Below are 19,246 nucleotides of genomic sequence, written 5' to 3'. Positions count from 1 at the left end.
GTCAGATACCCGCCATTTCATTCATCATTTTTTCAATATCGGACAAGCCGTCCTCGGTCAGCGACAAACCGCTGCTGGCGAAAGCCTGAATAAATTCGTTCAATTGCGGTTTCTCGAAAATCAGGCGCAGCGGGATGTCGATCCCCAGGCCCGTTTGAATTCTGGAAATCAGTTGTGTGGCCAGCAGCGAATGGCCGCCCAGTTCGAAGAAATCGTCGCTCAACCCGACGCGCTCGACTTTCAGCACGTCGGCCCAGATCGCAGCCATTTGCTGCTCCTGTTCAGTCGACGGCGCGACGTACTGGCGCTGCAACTGGCTGGCGTCCGGTGCCGGCAGGGCTTTGCGATCCAGCTTGCCGTTGGCGCTCAGCGGCATGCTTGCCAGCCAGACGAAGTGGGTCGGCACCATGTAATCGGGCAGTGTTTCCTTGAGATACACCTTGAGTGCATCACGCAGGTTATCGCCGCTGTGCTCAGCCACCAGATAGGCTGCCAGCTGCTTGCCGGACGGGCCGTCAACGTCGACAACTACAGCTTCCTGAACGTTTTCGTGTTCCAGAAGGCTGGCTTCGATCTCGCCCAACTCGATACGCAGGCCGCGAATTTTCACCTGATGGTCGATACGCCCGGCGTATTCGATAACGCCTTCATCGCGATAACGCGCCAGATCTCCGGTGCGGTAAAGACGCCCGCCCTGCTCGTCGAAAGGGTCCGGCACAAAGCGTTCAGCCGTCAGCGCTGCACGGTTGTGATAACCCCGCGCCAGACCCACACCGCCCAGGTACAGCTCTGCCGCAACGCCTTGCGCGGCAGGCAGCAAGCCGTCATCCAGAATGTGGGTTTTCAGGTTATCGATGGGTCGACCAATCGGCACGCTGAGCACGTCGTCCTTGGTGCAGGTCCAATGCGTCACGTCGATAGCCGCTTCGGTCGGGCCGTACAGGTTGAACAAACCCGTCTGCGGCAGACGCTTGAGCACCTGACCGGCCAGTTCGGAAGGCAGTGCTTCGCCGCTGCAAACCACACGACGCAGGCTGTTACAGCCTTCTACCTGCGGATGAGTCAGAAACGCCTGGAGCATCGACGGGACAAAGTGCAGTGTCGTGACCTGATGTACGCGGATGGTCTGCACCAGCCGTTCAGGGTCGCGATGATCGCCCGGCAGCGCCACGGCTAAACGTGCACCGGTCATGAGCGGCCAGAAGAATTCCCAGACCGACACGTCGAAGCTGAACGGGGTTTTCTGCAATACCGTATCGCTGCCATCCAGCCCGTAGGCCTTCTGCATCCAGTGCAAACGGTTGACCAGGGCGCGATGGCTGTTGCCGGCGCCCTTGGGCTTGCCGGTCGAACCGGAGGTGTAAATTACGTATGCCAGGTTCTGCGGGTGACTGAGGTTGATCGGGTTGGCGGTGCTGTAACCGTCAAGCCAATCGCCCTCCTGATCCAGACAAAGGCTCTGCACCTGAACCGGCAGGCCCTGTAGCAGCGCACTCTGGGTCAAAAGCAAGCCAATGCCGCTGTCCTGCATCATGTAGGCCAAACGATCTTCAGGGTAATCCGGGTCCAGCGGCACATAAGCGCCACCAGCCTTGATGATCGCCAACAGGCCGATGACCAGCTCGAGGCTGCGCTCGACACAAATCCCCACCAGCACATCCGGGCCAACACCCGCTTCACGCAAGCGATGGGCAAGCTGGTTGGCGCGGGCGTTGAGTTGCGCGTAGCTCAGTTGTTCAGCCGCAAAAATCAGTGCCGGAGCGTCCGGCGTAGCCTGTACCTGGGCTTCGATCAGGCTGTGCAGGCAGTGCTCGCCAGGGAAATCGGCAGCCGTGGCGTTCCAGTCGCGAACAATCTGCTGCTGTTCGGCAGCGTCAAGCATTGGCACCTCAGCAATACGCTGACCCGCATTGGCGCAAATGGCCTGCAACAGCGCGAGCCAGTGCCCGGCCATGCGCTCGATGGTGCTGCGTTCGAACAGCGCGGTGGCATAGGTCAGGCCCGCGCTCAAACCGCCATCGTGTTCGGCGGTGTTGAGGGTCAGGTCGAACTGCGCCGGATAGCTCTCGGACGTCAGCGCTTCGACCTGCAAACCGGGCAGTGCGCGCACCTCAGCACTGGCCTGGCTCTGGTGGTTGAACATCACCTGGAACAGCGGGCTGTGGCTGAGGCTGCGTTGAGGTTGCAAGGCCTCGACCAGCTGTTCGAACGGCAGTTCCTGATGCGCTTGAGCTTGCAGGGCCGCCTGTTTGACCTGTTGCAGCAGCTCGCTGAACGTGGTGTGCAGGTCGAATTCGGCGCGCAGCACCTGGGTGTTGACGAAGAAACCGATCAGGCCTTCGGTTTCCGCGCGGGTGCGGTTGGCAATCGGCACGCCGACACGAATGTCCGGCTGGCCGCTGTGGCGATGCAGCAAGGTCTGGAACGATGCCAGCAACAGCATGAACAGTGTGACGCCCTGTTGCCGCGCGACCTGTTTCAAGTCGTCGATCAACGCTGGCGCCAGCTCGACCGCCAGCCGCGCACCGGCGTGGCTTTGCACCACCGGGCGCGGATGATCGGCGGGCAATTCCAGAATCGGCTGCTGTTCGCCCAGTTGCTGCTTCCAGTAATCCAGCTGCCGCGCCTGTTCTCCGGCGTCCATCCAGTTGCGCTGCCACAGTGCGTAGTCGGCGTATTGCATGTCCAGCGCGGTCAACTCCACCTCACGGCCTTGGCTGTAGCCTTCGTACAGGCGCACCAGTTCATCGACCATGATCGGCATCGACCAGCCATCGGAAACGATGTGGTGCTGGGTCAGAATCAGCACATGTTCGTCAGCAGCAAGGTTCAGCAAGCGGACGCGCAGCAGCGGGCCCTTTTCCAGATCGAACGGGCGCTGCATTTCCTGCTCCACGCAGGCTTCAAGGGGTTGACCGGCAGGCACGGACTCGACCATCAGGGTCAAGGCACGCGGCGCATGGATGATCTGCACAGCCTGTTCGCCCTGCTGGCGGAAGGTAGTGCGCAGGGTTTCGTGGCGGGCAATCAATGCGCTGAAACTGTGCTCCAGCGCGGCAATGTCCAGCGAGCCGCTCAGACGCAGGGCCGCAGGAATGATGTAAGCAGTGCTTTCTGGATCAAGCTGCCAGAGAAACCACTGGCGCTGCTGCGCGTAAGACAAGCCCAGCGGCTGGCTGCGGTCGGCCTTGATAAAACGCGGCGCAGCATTGCCCTGCCCGTTGCCCGCCGCCTGGGCGAAGGCTGCCAGATCACGCGCTTCGAACAGGTCGCGCAACGACAGTTCGACGTCCAGTTGCTGACGGATGCGCGAGATCACCTGAGTGGCGAGCAACGAATGCCCGCCCAGTTCAAAAAAGTTGTCGCTACGCCCGACCTGCTCGACTTTCAGCACATCGGCCCAGATCGCCGCCAGTTGCTGCTCCAACTCGCCTTGCGGGGCGATGTAGGTCGCCTGCAACTGGCTGGCATCCGGCGCGGGCAGCGCCTTGCGGTCCAGCTTGCCGTTGGCGGTCAGCGGCATCTTGTCGAGGACGATAAAATGCGTCGGCACCATGTAATCCGGCAGATGCGCACGGAGCTCGGTCTTCAGGGTTTCGCGCAGGCTTTGCTGATCCTGATCAGGCTCGGCTGGGACTAGATACGCGGCCAATTGCCCGTCCACGGCCAGCACGATCACTTCGCGCACGGTCGGGTGCGCTTGCAGCCGCGCTTCGATTTCACCCAGTTCAATGCGGAAACCACGGATCTTCACCTGATGGTCGATACGCCCGGCGTATTCGATCACTCCGGCAGCGCGATAACGGGCCAGGTCGCCGGTGCGGTACAGGCGACCGCCGTCGCTGGAGAACGGGTCCGGCACGAAGCGTTCGGCAGTCAGCGCCGCGCGATTGTGATAACCGCGCGCCAGACCGGCATGGCCGATGTGCAGTTCACCGCTGCAACCCTGGGCGACCGGGTTGAAATCAGCGTCCAGCACGTACCACGACAAATCCGGGATCGCCTCGCCAATCGGGCTGGCCGGGTTTTGCGTGTCGGCCTCGGTTATTGGCCTGTAGGTCACGTGAACCGTGGTTTCGGTAATGCCGTACATGTTGATCAACTGCGCTGCCTGATCGCCGAAACGGTCGAACCACGGCTTCAGGCTGGCGACGTCCAGCGCTTCGCCGCCGAAGATGACTTTTTCCAGCGACATCGGCGCAGGTGAATCACACGCCACACGCATCAACTGCTTGAACGCCGACGGCGTCTGGTTAAGCACTGTGACGCGCTGTTCCACCAGCAGCGCATGGAAGTCTTCCGGCGAGCGGGTCACCTCGCGCGGCACGATAACCAGTCGGCCGCCATGCAGCAGCGCGCCGAAAATCTCCCACACCGAGAAGTCGAAGGCGAAGGAATGGAATAGCGTCCACACGTCCTTTTCGTTGAAAGCAAACCACTCGTCCGTGGCAGCAAACAGGCGCATCAGGTTGTGATGGGCGAGCAAGGTGCCTTTCGGTTTGCCGGTCGAGCCGGAGGTGTAGATCACGTAGGCCAGATTGTCCGGCGAGGTCTGGTTGACCGGGTTTTCCGTGCTGTAACCGTCCAGCGCATCCGCCAGATCCAGTGTCTGAACATGTGCAGGAATCGGTAACTGGCCAAGCAAATGTGCTTGAGTCAGCAACAGTTCGATGCCGCTGTCGTGCATCAGAAAGCTCAGGCGATCCTGCGGGTAATCCGGGTCCAGTGGCACGTATGCACCACCAGCCTTGAGGATCGCCAGCATCCCTACAATCATGTCCAGACTGCGTTCAGCGGCCAGCCCCACGCGAACATCCGGGCCAACGCCCTGCTCGCGCAGTTTATGGGCCAACTGGTTGGCACGGCTGTTGAGCTGTTGATAGCTCAGTTGCTCGCCAGCAAAAGTCAGAGCGATGGCCAGCGGCGTGCGCTCGGCCTGAGCTTCAATGCGTTGATGGGCGCAATATTCACTTGGATAAACCGCAAGGTTAGGGTTCCAGTCGCGCAGAGTGTCTTGCCGCTCATCGACGCTTAACAGCGGCAGATCAGCGATACGCTGGTTGGCGTCGCGGCACATGCCATTCAGCAGGTTGCGCCAATGCCCGGCCATGCGCTCGATGGTTGCGGCGTCGAACAGGTCGGTGGCGTAGGTCAACGAAGCGGCCAGGCCGTTCGGGCGTTCGCAGGTGTCCAGGGTCAGGTCGAACTGCGCCGTGTGTTTGTCGGACACCTGATATTCCAGGCGCAGACCGGCCAGTTCGCGGGCCTCGTTGTGGCCTTCGCTCTGGTGGTTGTAGGCCACCTGAAACAGTGGGCTGCGGCTCAAGTCGCGCTGCGGTTGTAAGGCTTCGACCAGTTGTTCGAACGGCAGGTCTTGATGGGCTTGGGCCTCGACAGCAGTCTGCTTGATCTGTTGCAGCAACCCGGCCACGGTGGTTTGCGTGTCGAAGTCGGCCTTGAGCACCTGGGTGTTGACGAAGAAACCGATCAGCCCCTGGGTTTCGCTGCGAGTGCGGTTGGCGACGGGCACGCCGACGCGTATATCGGCCTGACCGCTGTAGCGGTGCAACAAGGTCTGTAACGACGCCAGCAACAGCATGAACAGGGTGATGCCCTGCTGCCGCGCCAGAGTCTTGAGGTCGTTCAGCAGCGCGGCATCCAGCTCGACATTCAATCGCGCTCCTTCGTAGCTGCGCAGCGCCGGGCGCGGTCGATCGGTGGGCAGTTCCAGAATCGGCTGTTGCTCGCCCAGCTGTTGCTTCCAGTACGCAAGCTGGCGTTCCTGCTCGCCCATTTCCAGCCAGTTGCGCTGCCAGAGGGCATAGTCGGCGTACTGAATCGGCAACGGCGTCAATTCGGCCTTGCGGCCCAGCGTGGCGGCCTGATAGCACTGCATCAGCTCGTCGACCATGATCGGCATCGACCAGCCATCGGAGACGATGTGGTGCTGGGTCAGCACCAGTACGTACTCCTGCTCGCTCAGTTTGAGCAGCCTGACCCGCAACAGCGGCCCGTGTTGCAGATCGAAGGGCTGTTGCACTTCCTGATCGACATAACGCTCGAGCGTTTCGCCAGCCGCCAGTTGATCAACGTCCAGCGCAAACGGCGACGCCGGATGCACCACCTGCAACGCCTCGTCACCCTGCTGTTCAAACGTGGTGCGCAGGGTTTCGTGACGCTCGATCAGGTGTTCGACGCTACGCCGTAATGCCTCGACATCCAGCACGCCATGCAGGCGCAGCGCCAGCGGAATGTTGTAGGCCGCGCTGTGCGGTTCCAGTTGCCAGATGATCCATTGCCGCTGCTGCGCATAGGAGAGCGCAGACGGGGCCTGCGTCTCCCGCACAGCGATCGGTGTGACCCCGTAGAGATTCACCCCCTGGCGCTTGAGCAGGACCGCCAGCGCCTTGCGTTCACGGGCGGACAGCGATTTAACGGAGTCAAGCAACTGTTGCACTGGGGTCTCTCCTGCTAAGCAATCAAATTATCAATTTCCTCCGCTGATAAACGTTTGAGTGCCTCCAGTGATTTAGTCAATTCGTCCAGCGCATGGTCACTTTCGCCATTTTTTTCGTGCAGCGTGGCGCAGAAGTCCGCCAGCACCGGCTGTTCGAACAGGTCCTTGAGGCCGACCTCGCGCTGCAACTGCTCGCGCACTCGCACCAGCATCTGTACCGCCAGCAACGAGTGGCCGCCCAGCTCAAAGAAGTTGTCGCTACGCCCGACCTGCTCGACCTTCAGCACATCAGCCCAGATCGCCGCCAGTTGCTGCTCGAGCTCGCCTTGCGGAGCGATGTAGGCCGCCTGCAACTGGCTGGCATCCGGCGCGGGCAGCGCCTTGCGGTCCAGCTTGCCGTTGGCGGTCAGCGGCATCTTGTCGAGGACGATGAAATGCGTCGGCACCATGTAATCCGGCAGATGCGCACGGAGCTCGGTTTTCAGCGCTTCGCGCAGGCTTTGCTGATCCTGATCAGGCTGGGCTGGGACTAGATACGCGGCCAATTGCCCGTCCACGGCCAGCACGATCACTTCGCGTACAGCCGGGTGCGCTTGCAGCCGCGCTTCGATTTCACCCAGTTCGATGCGGAAACCACGAATCTTCACCTGATGGTCGATACGTCCGGCGTATTCGACCACTCCGGCAGCGCGATAACGGGCCAGGTCGCCGGTGCGGTACAGGCGACCGCCGTCGCTGGAGAACGGGTCCGGCACGAAGCGTTCGGCAGTCAGCGCCGCGCGATTGTGATAACCGCGCGCCAGACCGGCATGGCCGATGTGCAGTTCACCGCTGCAACCCTGGGCGACCGGGTTGAAATCAGCGTCCAGCACGTACCACGACAAATCCGGGATCGCCTCGCCAATCGGGCTGGCCGGGTTTTGCGTGTCGGCCTCGGTTATTGGCCTGTAGGTCACGTGAACCGTGGTTTCGGTAATGCCGTACATGTTGATTAGCTGCGCTGCCTGATCGCCGAAACGGTCGAACCACGGCTTCAGGCTGGCCACGTCCAGCGCTTCGCCGCCGAAGATGACTTTTTCCAGTGACATCGGCACAGGCGAATCACACGCCACACGCATCAACTGCTTGAACGCCGACGGCGTCTGGTTAAGCACCGTGACCTGCTGTTCAACCAGCAGCGCATGAAACTCTTCCGGCGAGCGGGTCACTTCGCGCGGCACGATCACCAGTCGGCCGCCATGCAGCAGCGCGCCGAAGATTTCCCACACCGAGAAGTCGAAGGCGAAGGAATGGAATAGCGTCCACACGTCCTTTTCGTTGAAAGCAAACCACTCGTTCGTGGCGGCAAACAGGCGCATCAGGTTGTGATGGGCGAGTAAGGTGCCTTTCGGCTTGCCAGTCGAGCCGGAGGTGTAGATCACGTAGGCCAGGTTGTCCGGCGAGGTCTGGTTGACCGGGTTTTCGGTGCTGTAACCGTCCAGCGAATCCGCCAGATCCAGTGTCTGAACATGTGCAGGAATCGGCAGTTGGCCCAACAAATGTGCTTGATTCAGCAACAATTCGATACCGCTGTCCTGCATCAGAAAGCTCAGGCGATCCTGCGGGTAATCCGGATCCAGCGGCACGTATGCACCACCGGCCTTGAGGATCGCCAGCATCCCTACGATCATGTCCAGACTGCGTTCAGCGGCCAGCCCCACGCGAACATCCGGGCCGACGCCCTGCTCGCGCAGTTTATGGGCCAGTTGGTTGGCGCGGCTGTTGAGCTGTTGATAGCTCAATTGCTCGCCAGCAAAAGTCAGGGCGATGGCCAACGGCGTGCGCTCGGCCTGGGTTTCGATACGTTGATGGGCGCACTGCCCGGTCGGGTAATGCTGCACGCTTTGCGTCCAGGCAGTCGGCAGGGTCAGCTCGCCGAGACGTGCCGTTGCGGATGTACTGAGGCTTTGCAGCAAGTGATCGAAATGCGCCGCCAGTTGCAGAATGCCTTCTGCACTGAAGTGTTGCCGGTCGTAACTGAAACGTACCGACAGCACGTCGTTGGCCTCGACCACCAGGGTCAGCGGGTAATGCGCTTGTTCCTGATTGCGCAGGTCGCTGAACGTCAGACCGTCCGGCGCGCGCTGCAAGGCTTCGGACACCGGGTAGTTTTCGAATACCAGTATGTTGTCGAACAGCGCCTCGCCACTGTTACGTGCCCAGCGCTGGATGTCATACAGCGGCGTGTGCTCATGCTCGCGCAGGGCAATGTTCTTCGCCTGCACCTGCTGCACCCAGTCGCCGACGGTCTGTTCCGAACGCGGGCTGGCGATCACCGGCAAGGTGTTGATGAACAGGCCCAGTTGCTCCTCGACGCCCGGCAATTCAGCCGGACGCCCGGCCACCGTGGCACCAAAGGTCACGCTGGACTGACCGGTATAGCGTTGCAGCAGCAACAGCCAGGCGGATTGCACCAGCGTATTGAGGGTCACGTGCTGCTCGCGGGCAAACTCGCTCAAGCGCCGGGTGCCGTCGGCGTCGATCAGCTGAATGTAATCGCCATAGCCCTGCTGATCGGTTGATGTTTTGAAGGCTTGCAGCAAGCGGGTCGGCTCGTCCAGTTCGGCCAGCTCTGCGGTCCAGAAGCGCTCGCTGACATCGGCGTCCTGATCCTGTAGCCACTGGATGTAATCGCGATAACGTCCCGCCTGTTTCGGCGGCGTCTCACCGCTGTAGCGTTGCAGCACTTCGCCCAGCAGCCGCGAGCTGCTCCAGCCATCCATCAAAATATGGTGACTGGTGTAGACCAGCTGCCACGCGTCGTCGCCAGTGCGCACTACCGCCAGGCGCAACAGCGGACCGTGCGCCAGATCAAAACCCTGCTGACGGTCGGCCTGCGCCCAGTCGTCGAGCCAGTTTTGCGGCTTGCCACGCGCATCCAGCTCGACAAAAGGCAGTGTGACCTGACGTTGCACGACTTGCAGTGACTGTTCGCTCTGGCTGATAAAACAACTACGCAGCACTTCGTGGTTGTTCACCGCTGATTGCCATGCGTTATGGAAACGCGGCACATCCAGCCCGCTGATGCTCACGCGCATCTGGTTGATGTAGTTGCCCGCGCTCTCATCGAACAGCGAGTGGAACAGCATGCCCTGCTGCATCGGCGACAGCGGGTAGATGTCTTCGATCTCGCCCGCGGCAATCGGCAAGCCGTCGAGTTGCGTTTGAGTGAGGCGCGCCAGCGGGAAGTCCGACGGCGTGACGCCCTGATGCCCGACGGTGCAGTGGTCGATCAGCGTGGTCAGCGCCTGCTCGTAGCGGCGCGCCAGGGTATCGATGGTCGAGGCGTGGTACACCTCACGGCTGAAGCTCCAGTCCAGTTGCAGCTGGCCATCGAACACCTGACCATTGAGGCTCAGCCAGTTGCCCAGCGGGCCGTCTTCGCACAGCGCAGTGCCAGTTTTGTCGGCACTCGGCATGAACAACGCGCCTTGTTGTTCGTTGAAGCTGCCGTCGAACTGGCCCAGGTAATTGAACGTGACTCGTGCCTGCGGCAAGGCGGCCAATTGTTGCTTAAACGACGGCTCGCCGAGATGACGTAATACGCCGTAACCAATACCTTTGTTCGGTACGGCACGCAGTTGTTCCTTGATCCCGCACAGGCTCGCACCCGGCGCGATTTGCGGCGTGAGGCGAACCGGAAACAGGCTGCTGAACCAGCCGACGGTACGGCTGAGATCGGTGTCGTCAAACAAGTCTTCGCGGCCATGCCCTTCCAGCTGGATCAGCACCGACGGCTGCTGACTCCACTCGCACAACACTTGCGCCAGCGCGGTCAACAGCAGATCGTTGACTTGCGTGCGGTACGCGGCAGGTGCGACTTTCAGCAGTTTGTGGGTCAGGTCCTTGCTCAACCAGGATGACGCATGGGCCGCATCGCGATTGCGCATCGAACCTTCGGGCTTATCGCGCGGCAACGGTTGATCTGCGCCTTGTAAAGCGTGTAGCCAGTAATCGCGCTCGGCGGTCAGCGTTTCGCCGGTCGCATGCTGTTGCAATTGCTCGGCCCAATGCTTGAGCGACGTGGTTTTCGCTGCCAACGCCACAAGCTGGCCCTTAGTCAGGGCGACGTAAGCCTGTTGCAAGTCTTCCAGCAGCACCCGCCACGACACACCATCCACCACCAAGTGATGGATCACCAGCAACAAACGCTGCTCGCCCTGCGGCAAGTCGATCAGCACCGCACGCAGCAACGGGCCGTTTTTCAGGTCAAGACTGCGCTGCGCCTCGTCGGCCAGTTCAGGCAAGCGCTCGATGCTGTCCAGCTCATGAATCCACAGCAGGTCGCGAGTGTTCAGCGCGCCGAATGTGGCTTGCCATTGGCCGTCTTGCTGGGTGAAACCCAGACGCAGCGCGTCGTGCTGTTCGATCAGCGCGGTCAGTGCAGCTTGAAGGTGGATTGCATCCAGCGTTTGCAAAGGCTTGAGCATCAGCGCCTGATTCCAGTGCTGACGCTCGGGAATGTCCAGTTCGAAGAAGCGCGCCTGAATCGGCAGCAACGGCAGCGAACCACTGATCTGTTCGACCGGCGCAGCAGGCTTTTTCTGGATCAGTTTTGCCACCGAGGCCAACTGGCTGATGGTCTGTTTTTCGAACAACTGCTTGGGGCTGAGCTTGATGCCCTGGCGCTTGGCGCGGGCGATGATCTGCAGGCTGAGGATCGAGTCGCCGCCCAGTTCGAAGAAGTTGTCGGTGCTGCCGACTTGTTCCAGTTTCAGTACGTCAGCCCATACGGCGGCGAGCTTTTCCTCGATCTCGCCGACCGGCGCGGTGTAACGCTGTTTGACCACGCCCGGCTTGGGCAAGGCGCGCTTGTCGAGCTTGCCGTTGGCGGTCAGCGGCAGGCTGTCCAGCAGCATGATCTGAGCGGGCACCATGTAGTCGGGCAAGCGTGCAGCCAATTGCTCGCGCAGGTTGTCGACGGTCAGGCTGGCACCGGCTGCCGCGACGCAATAGGCCACCAGTTGCAGGCGCGATTCGTCTTCATCGACAGGCAATGCCAGCACGCTGGCTTGCGCAACCGAAGGCAGGTTCAGCAGCACCCGCGCCACTTCGGCAGGCTCGACACGATAACCGCGCACTTTGACTTGATCGTCGGCACGGCCGATGAATTCCAGCAGGCCCTGATGATTGCGCCGCATGCGGTCGCCGCTGCGATAGGCGCGTGCGCCATTCTCTGCAAACGGGTCCGGCACGAAACGCTCGGCGGTCAGCGCAGGCTGACCGATGTAGCCCAGCGCGACACTGTCGCCACCGATGTACAGCTCGCCCGCCACCTGAGTGCCAACAGGGTTCAGCACATCATCCAGCACATAAGCACTGGCCCCCGGCAACGGCGCACCGACCGGCACCTTAGTGGATAGATATAAACCTTGTGGGAGCGAGCCGGGCGACGCTTCGCTTGCTCGCGAAAGCGGTGGTAGGGCCTCAGCCTTTTGCAAGCCTGTGCCGGCCTCTTCGCGAACAAGTTCGCTCCCACAGGGAATCGTGTCCACTTTCAATTCATGGGTCAGTACGCCAACTGTGGTTTCGCTCGGGCCGTAGTGGTTGATCACCCGGCAATCCGGTTTGAGCTGACGCACCTGCTCGACCAGCGCAGGCGAACAGGCTTCGCCGCCGACGATCAGTGCATGCTGCGGCAACACATCGGCAGGCTGGCTGGCCTGTAAAAGCGCGGCCAGATGACCGGGCACGATCTTCAGCACGCCAACCTGATGCTCGGCCATGTAAGCCGCAAAGGCATCCGGGTCGAAACCCAGCGCCTCGGTCAGCACATGCAGCGTGCGTCCTGAACACAGCGCGCCGAACAGCACGGTATGACCAAGGTCGGCGGCGATGGTCGAGACCAGCGCCATGCTCGCCTCGGGAGCCAGTTGCAACTGCTCCAGCAGTCCACGCACGTAAGAGGCCAGCGCGCCCTGGCTGACCAATACGCCCTTGGGCTGACCGGTGGAGCCGGAGGTATGAATAACGTAAGCCGCTGAATCGGCTGACAGCGTGATATCAGGACGACTGACCGGCAAGTCCTGCCACAGCGCAGGTGTCCAGGCCAGGCCCTCACAACCGGCAACATCCAGTGACGTCTGACGCACATCGCCTTCGGCGCACAGCAGCACTTTGGCCTGGGCGTTGCTCAGCATCTTTTGCAGGCGCGCATCCGGGGCTTTGACGTCCAGCGGCATGTACACACCACCGGCCTTGAAGATCGCCAGCACCGCCGTGAGCCAGTCCAGCGAACGCTCCATCAACACCGCAACCGGCTGGCCTTCGCTAATACCCATCCGGATCAGATGATGGGCCAGCTGATTGGCGGCCTGATCCAGCTCCAGTGTCGTCAGGGTGCGATCAAGACACTGGGCAGCCAGTGCATGCGGCTGGTGTTCAACCTGTTGGCCCCATAGCTGAAGCATGTGCGGCGCGGGTTCGCGCACTTCGCGTGGTGGCTCGATTGCCAGTGCACCGAGGCTGAACAACGGCGCCTGCGGCGCATCGAGCAGGGTTTTGAACAGCGCAAGCATTTCGGGAATGAACCCTTCGACGGTGGCGCGTCGATACAGGTCGCTGGCGTAGGCCATGTCGCCATGAATCAGCGTGCCGTCGTCGGTGATGTCCAGCGCCAGATCGAAATGCGCGCCCTGCTTGTCGAAGGCGTATTCGCTGACTTCCAGCCCGGCCAGCTTGAGCGCGGTTTTCTGTTTGAGAATTACGTTCTGGTTGAACTTGGCCTGAAACAGCGGGTTGTGGCCCAGGCTGCGCTCGGGTGCCAGTTGATCGACCAGTTGCTCAAAGGGTACGTCCTGATGGGCCTGCGCGCCGAACGAGGTGTCACGGATCTGCGCCAGCAGGTCAAGGTAGCTCAGGCGCTCGTCCACCTGGCAGCGCAAAACCTGAGTATTGATGAAGAAGCCGATCAACCCTTCGGTTTCAGCACGACCGCGGTTGGCGTTTGGCACGCCGATGCGGATATCGCGCTGCCCGGCCTTGCGCGACAGAAACAGCGAAAAACCGGCCAGCACCAGCATGAACAGGGTCATGCCCTGCGTGCGCGCAAAGGCGTTGAGCTGGCGCGACAGATCAGCGCCGAAATCAAAGCGCAGGTGCTCGCCCTGATAGCTTTGTGTCACCGGGCGCGGGAAATCCTGCGCGGCGTCCAGCAAAGGTTGTTCGTCACCCAACTGGCTGCGCCAGTAATCCAGTTGCCGCGCGCCCTCGCCCGCCTCCAGCCAGCTGCGCTGCCAGATAGCGTAGTCGGCGTATTGCAGCGGCAGCTCTGGCAGCGCTGGTTCGCGACCTTCGCAATACGCCTGATAGCAATGCACGAACTCCTGAATCATGACGTCCATCGACCAGCCGTCGGAGACGATGTGGTGCATGCTCACCACCAGCACATGCTCGTCACTGGCAAGACGGAACAGGTGCGCACGCAGCAACGGGCCTGTGCGCAAATCAAACGGCTGGCTGGTGACGGTAATAACTCGCAACGCCAGTTCGGCATCGCGCAGTTCGACATCAGCCAGACCGGACAAATCAATGCTGTCCAGCGCCACGGTCTGATCATGCAGCAGCACTTGCTGCGCCTGATCACCGTCGGTATGGAACACGGTACGCAGCACCTCATGGCGCTCGATCAGATGATCAAAGGCGCGGCGCAATGCCGACTCGTTCAGCGGGCCTCGCAGACGCAGGCCGGTGGTCATCTTGTAGGCGTCGCTCTGCGGGTCGAGCTGCCAGAGGAACAGCAGGCGTTGCTGGGCGAACGACAGCGGAATCGCGCTGAAATCATGACGGCTGACCGGTACCGGCAACAGGCTGAAATCCTTGCCTTCCTGGCGCAAGCGGGCGAGGAACTGCTGGCGTTGTTCCAGCGGCAGGCCGACAAAACGTTTCGCGATGCGTGCAGCGGTGGTCCCGGTCATGCGCCAAATTCCTCCAGTGAGTCCATGAACTGGTCCATGTCGCTCCAGTCGTTATCCGTTGTGTTGTCGGTCAGCGCGGCCACTTCGAAGGCGAGATCGCTGAGCAGCGGTTTTTCAAACAGGGTGCGCAACGGCAGGCTGATGCCCAGTCGCGTCTTGATCCGGGCGATGACTTGCGCGGCAAGCAACGAATGGCCGCCCAGCTCGAAAAAGTGATCATCCAGACCGACCTGCTGTGCGTGCAGGACTTCTTGCCAAATAGCAGCGAGGCAGATTTCCACATCGCTGTGCGGCGCGCGATAACGCGCCTGCAACTGGCTTGAATCGGGCGCTGGCAGTGCCTTGCGGTCCAGTTTGCCGCTGGGCGTGAGTGGCAACTCCGGGAGCAGCAATAAATGCGTCGGCACCATGTAATCCGGCAGGCTGGATTGCAACTGGCTCTTGATGCCCTGGCGCAGCGCCAGTTGCTCGGCATCGCCGTTCGCCATGACCTGCGGCACCACGTAAGCGACCAGTTGCGTGCTGCCCGCCAGCTCGACAGCCAGTACCACCGCTTCGCGCACGCCTGTGCATTGCTGCAGACGCGATTCGATTTCGCCCAGTTCAATACGGAAACCGCGGATTTTCACTTGATGGTCGACCCGTCCGATGTACTCGACAGCGCCGTCAGCGCGCAGCCTGGCGCGGTCACCGGTGCGATACAGGCGCTCACCGGGCACGAACGGATCCGCCACGAAACGCTCGGCGCTCAGGCCGGGCTGGGCGTTATAACCCCGCGCCAGACCGGGGCCGCCGATATACAACTCGCCCACTGCGCCCTGCGGCAGCAGATTCAGTTGATCGTCGAGCACGTACAGCCGTCGTCCCGCCAGAGCTCTGCCAATCGGCACACCGCGCCACGACACCTGTTCCGCAGTCAGTGCACTGCAATCGTGAATGCTCGACACCACCGTGGCTTCGGTCGGCCCATAGGTGTTGAGCAGGCGCACGTGCCCGAGCCCGGCCTTGTGCCACAGGCGCAGACCTTCGACAGCCATCGCCTCGCCGCCGACGTGAATCTGCCGCAGCGCGCCATAGTGCGCAGGCGGGCTGGCGGCAAAATCCTGAACCAGTGTCAGCCAGTAGGCCGCAGGCAGGTCAGCCAGGGTTACGCCGTGCTCGACAATGGCTTGATGGAAGGTGGTGCTGTCCCACAAACGCTTGTCACGCAAGACCACGGCCGCGCCGCGACACAGCGGTGGGTAGAACTGCTCGACGAAGCCGTCGAAGCTATGGGTGGCAAATTGCAGGACCCGGTCGCCTTCGCGCAGGCCGCTGTAGTTCGCGCCCAACGTTACAAATTCGGCCAGCGCGCCATGACTGATCGCCACGCCTTTTGGCCGACCGGTAGAGCCCGAGGTGTAGATCACGTAGGCCAGATTGGCCGGATCAACGGCAATGTCCGGGTTTTGCGGGCTGGCTGCCGCACTGCTCATCTGATCGATGCACAGGCACTGAATACCCGCCAGCTCAGGCAGCGTCGTCTTTTGCTGGCTGTGGGTCAGCAGCAGTTTCAGGCCGCTGTCCTGCAGCACATGACGTAGACGCTCGCTCGGCGCGCTCAGGTCCAGCGGCACATAGGCACCGCCTGCCTTGAGCACCGCCAGCAGCGCGACGGGCATGTCCAGCGAACGGCCCAGCGCCACGCCGACCAGCACGTCCGGGCCGACGCCTTGCTCACGCAGTTGCCAGGCCAGACGGTTGCTGCGCTCATTCAGTTCGGTGTAACTCAGGCTGGGCGCCTGGCCTTCACGGGCGAGGATCAATGCCGGGGCGCTAGGTGTGCGCTGCACTTGCGCTTCGAACTGGCGATGCGCGGGGGTTGTGGTGTCGGCTTTGGCTGCGCTGTCGATATCCAGCAACTGAGCGCGCTCATCGGTCGACAGCATCGACAGTTCGGCAACGGTTTGCAGCGGGTCGGCACAGACCGACGCCAGCAGGTTGCGCCAATGTGCGGCCAGACGAGCGATGGTCGCCTGGTCGAAAATATCGGTGGCGTAGGTAAAAGCGGCGTTCAGCTGCTCGCCTTCGCCGCTGGTGGCAAGCATCAGATCACTGGCCGCGGCGTGCGAACGCTGGGCAAGTGCCTGTTGCTCGGCAGGCAGATTGGCCACGCGCAGGCCGCCGCTCAATTGTTTGTCCAGCAGGTCGGCAACCACCGGCTGGTGGTTGAACATCACTTGAAACAGCGGGTTGTGGCTCTGGCTGCGCTCGGGTTGCAAGGCGTCGATGATCGCGTCGAACGGCAACTCCTGATGCGCCTGAGCACCGGTCGAGGCATTGCGCACGGTGTGCAGCAAATCGATAAAGCGCGTCTGCGCCGTCACTTCACTGCGCAGCACTTGGGTGTTGATAAAACAGCCGATCAGCCCTTCGGTTTCGCTTCGGGTGCGGTTGGCGATCAGGCCGCCGACACGAATGTCGGTCTGCCCGCTGTAGCGGTGCAGCAAGCTTTTGAAGGTTGCCAACAACACGACGAAAAGAGTCACGCCCTGACGTTGCGCGAGGTTTTTCAGGTTGCGCAGCAGCTCGGGCTCCAGCGCCAGTTCCAGGCGCGCGCCATCATGGCTGGGCAGTGCCGGGTACGGGCGGTCTGTGGGCAGCTCCAGTACCGGGTGCTCTTCGCCCAGATGGCTGCGCCAGTAATCCAGCTGACGTTCCTGTTCGCCAGCCTCCAGCCAGCTGCGTTGCCACAGCGCATAGTCGCGGTACTGCACAGGCAGCGGCTGAAAAGGCAGCGGTTTACCAGCCAGCAGCGCATCATAGCCGCGCAGCCATTCGTCGATCAGCACGTTCATCGACCAACCGTCGGTGATCATGTGGTGCAGGTTGAGCAGCAGTAGGTGTTCCTGTTCGGCGAGGCGCAATACCTGCACGGTAAACAATGGCCCGCGCTGCAGGTCGAAGGTCTTCGCCGACTGTTCGGCCATCGCCTGCCGCGCACTCGCCCAGCGCTGTTCGCAAGGCTGCTGGCTCAGGTCGATCAGACGGATGCTGACGGGTGTCGGCGGCGCAACACGCTGAAACGCCCGGTCGCCGTCCTGACCGAAGGTGGTGCGCAGACTTTCATGCCGCTCGACCAGCGCACTGAAGGCTCGCTCCAGCAACGGCAGCTCCAGCGGGCCATTCAGGCACACCGACATCGGCAGGTTGTAGGCTGCGCTGTGCGGGTCCAGTTGCCAGAGAAACCACATGCGTTGCTGGGCATAAGACAGCCCGTCACGCTCGGCCAGCCCTGCGCAGGAAGGGATCGGGAACAGCGAGAAATCCATGTTCTCCTTGCGCATGCCATCGAGAAACAGACGACGTTTTTCAAGGGGCAACTCGACAAAACGACGAGCGAGTTTCTGGGCGTGTTCGGGGTTCATGGGTCGATCCTTGCTGAATGGGGCTGACCGTCGGGCGGGGTCGTATCAACAAGAACGAATTGGCGGGGAAATATTTAGAAAGGTTTCTCAAGGCTGGTGCTCTGCATTGCATCGCACACTCAAGCGATGACGCAGAGCGTCCAGAACTGCATGCCTAAGCGGAGCATCGCACGGTAGTTAAAACCTTGTGGGAGCGAACTTGTTCGCGAAAGGGCAGGTACATTCTCCAAAAATGTACCGGCTGAACTACCGTCTTCGCGGACAAGTCCGCTCCCACAAAAGCACGATTACTTGAGTTCTGCAGGACCGGGGTATAACGCTGGCGCGGAGCGTTGGCACGGAAATCAATAAACAACTACTTATCCGAATGCCCCTGCGCCATGGCCACCACCACTTTGCGTTTGCCGGTGAACGGTGCGCGGGAGTGGGCGGTGAGCATGTTGTCGAGCATCAGTACGTCGTTTTCCAGCCATGGGAAGCTGACGGTGCAGTCGTCGAGCACGCCACGAATCTCGTCCAGCAGGCTTTCTTCGAGGGGTGAGCCGTCGCCGTAGTAAACATTGCGCGGCAGGTCTTCTTCATCCACGACATCCAGGAGGGTTTCGCGCACTTCCGGTTGCAGGTTGGAGATGTGAAACAGGTGCGCCTGATTGAACCAGACGGTATCGCCGGTCACTGGATGGCGGGACACAGCCTGGCAGATCTGCCGGGTGCGCAGTTCGCCGTCGTCTTTCCATTCGCACTCGATGTTGTGCGCCCGACAGTAGGCTTCGACCACGGACTCATCTTCGGTGTTGAACACCTGACTCCATTCCACATCGAGCCCGTTGCCGTAGTTACGCACGTACATCAGCTTCTTTTCGATGAAGCGATCACGAATACGCGCCGGAATGCGCCGGTAGATCTCACGGCTGTCGGCAATCGGCGTTTCGCCACCGGTCTGCGCCGCGATCATGCTGTAGAACCAGATCTTCATCGGCCAGTCCAGCGTGTAGGCCTGCTCGTTGTGCAACGGGATGCTCTGATGCGCCGGGTATTCGGTGGAGGTGTACACACCCTTGGTCACGTTACTGCGCGGCGTAGAACCAAACTCGTAGTTGAGCAGCGGATCGCCGAAACCGGCAGCGAACTCACGAAACGCTTCCGCACCGCCGACGTCGAAGCCGCGAAACAGAATGCCGCCCGCGCTGTACAGGTGCGCGGCCACCAGTGGCTTGAGTTCGCCCAGCGCTTCCATCAAGTCCAGACCGGGCTCGGGTGCCTGTACCAGCATGGGCAAGCTGCCCGCCCCTGCAAGCAGCGGCCGGATATCCAAACTCAACGCATGACTCATGATGTCTCTCCCTTGATGGCAAAAGCGCCCGAGCCCCTGCGGCCTGGCGCAACACCAATGTCCAGATTGAACGTACTTCGCCACGAGAAAATTA

Annotated in this window: 4 protein-coding genes; all 4 read right to left on the bottom strand. The window is 61.4% G+C overall.

The genetic code is table 11. The annotated features are described in order from the left end of the window. Position 1: 1 nt before the first annotated feature. Complete coding sequence (locus RYC18_RS21075) at positions 2 to 6,457, bottom strand: non-ribosomal peptide synthetase (protein ID WP_316886703.1); 6,456 nt, start codon at positions 6,455 to 6,457, stop codon at positions 2 to 4. Between the two features lie 14 nt (positions 6,458 to 6,471). Next, on the bottom strand, positions 6,472 to 14,412 hold the full coding sequence (locus RYC18_RS21070; protein WP_147232469.1) for a non-ribosomal peptide synthetase: 7,941 nt from the start codon (positions 14,410 to 14,412) through the stop codon (positions 6,472 to 6,474). Continuing rightward, positions 14,409 to 17,819, bottom strand: a complete 3,411-nt coding sequence (locus RYC18_RS21065; protein ID WP_316886702.1) for an amino acid adenylation domain-containing protein — start codon at positions 17,817 to 17,819, stop codon at positions 14,409 to 14,411. The genes RYC18_RS21070 and RYC18_RS21065 overlap by 4 nt, the downstream gene beginning before the upstream one ends. Before the next feature lie 355 nt (positions 17,820 to 18,174). After that, the gene (locus tag RYC18_RS21060; RefSeq protein WP_005746825.1) at positions 18,175 to 19,152 is read right to left on the bottom strand and encodes a TauD/TfdA family dioxygenase; all 978 of its coding nucleotides are present in this window, start codon (positions 19,150 to 19,152) and stop codon (positions 18,175 to 18,177) included. Between the last annotated feature and the right edge of the window lie 94 nt (positions 19,153 to 19,246).

Source organism: Pseudomonas syringae group sp. 247E2, assembly GCF_032587795.1.
GTDB lineage: Bacteria > Pseudomonadota > Gammaproteobacteria > Pseudomonadales > Pseudomonadaceae > Aquipseudomonas > Aquipseudomonas amygdali.
Note: the sequence above shows the minus strand (reverse complement) of the source record. Positions and strands in the feature narration are given on the sequence as shown.

Coding starts and splice junctions, on each gene's coding strand:
- RYC18_RS21065 (WP_316886702.1), bottom strand. CDS start 17,819: ATGAACCCCGAACACGCCCAGAAACTCGCTCGTCGTTTTGTCGAGTTG.
- RYC18_RS21070 (WP_147232469.1), bottom strand. CDS start 14,412: ATGACCGGGACCACCGCTGCACGCATCGCGAAACGTTTTGTCGGCCTG.
- RYC18_RS21060 (WP_005746825.1), bottom strand. CDS start 19,152: ATGAGTCATGCGTTGAGTTTGGATATCCGGCCGCTGCTTGCAGGGGCG.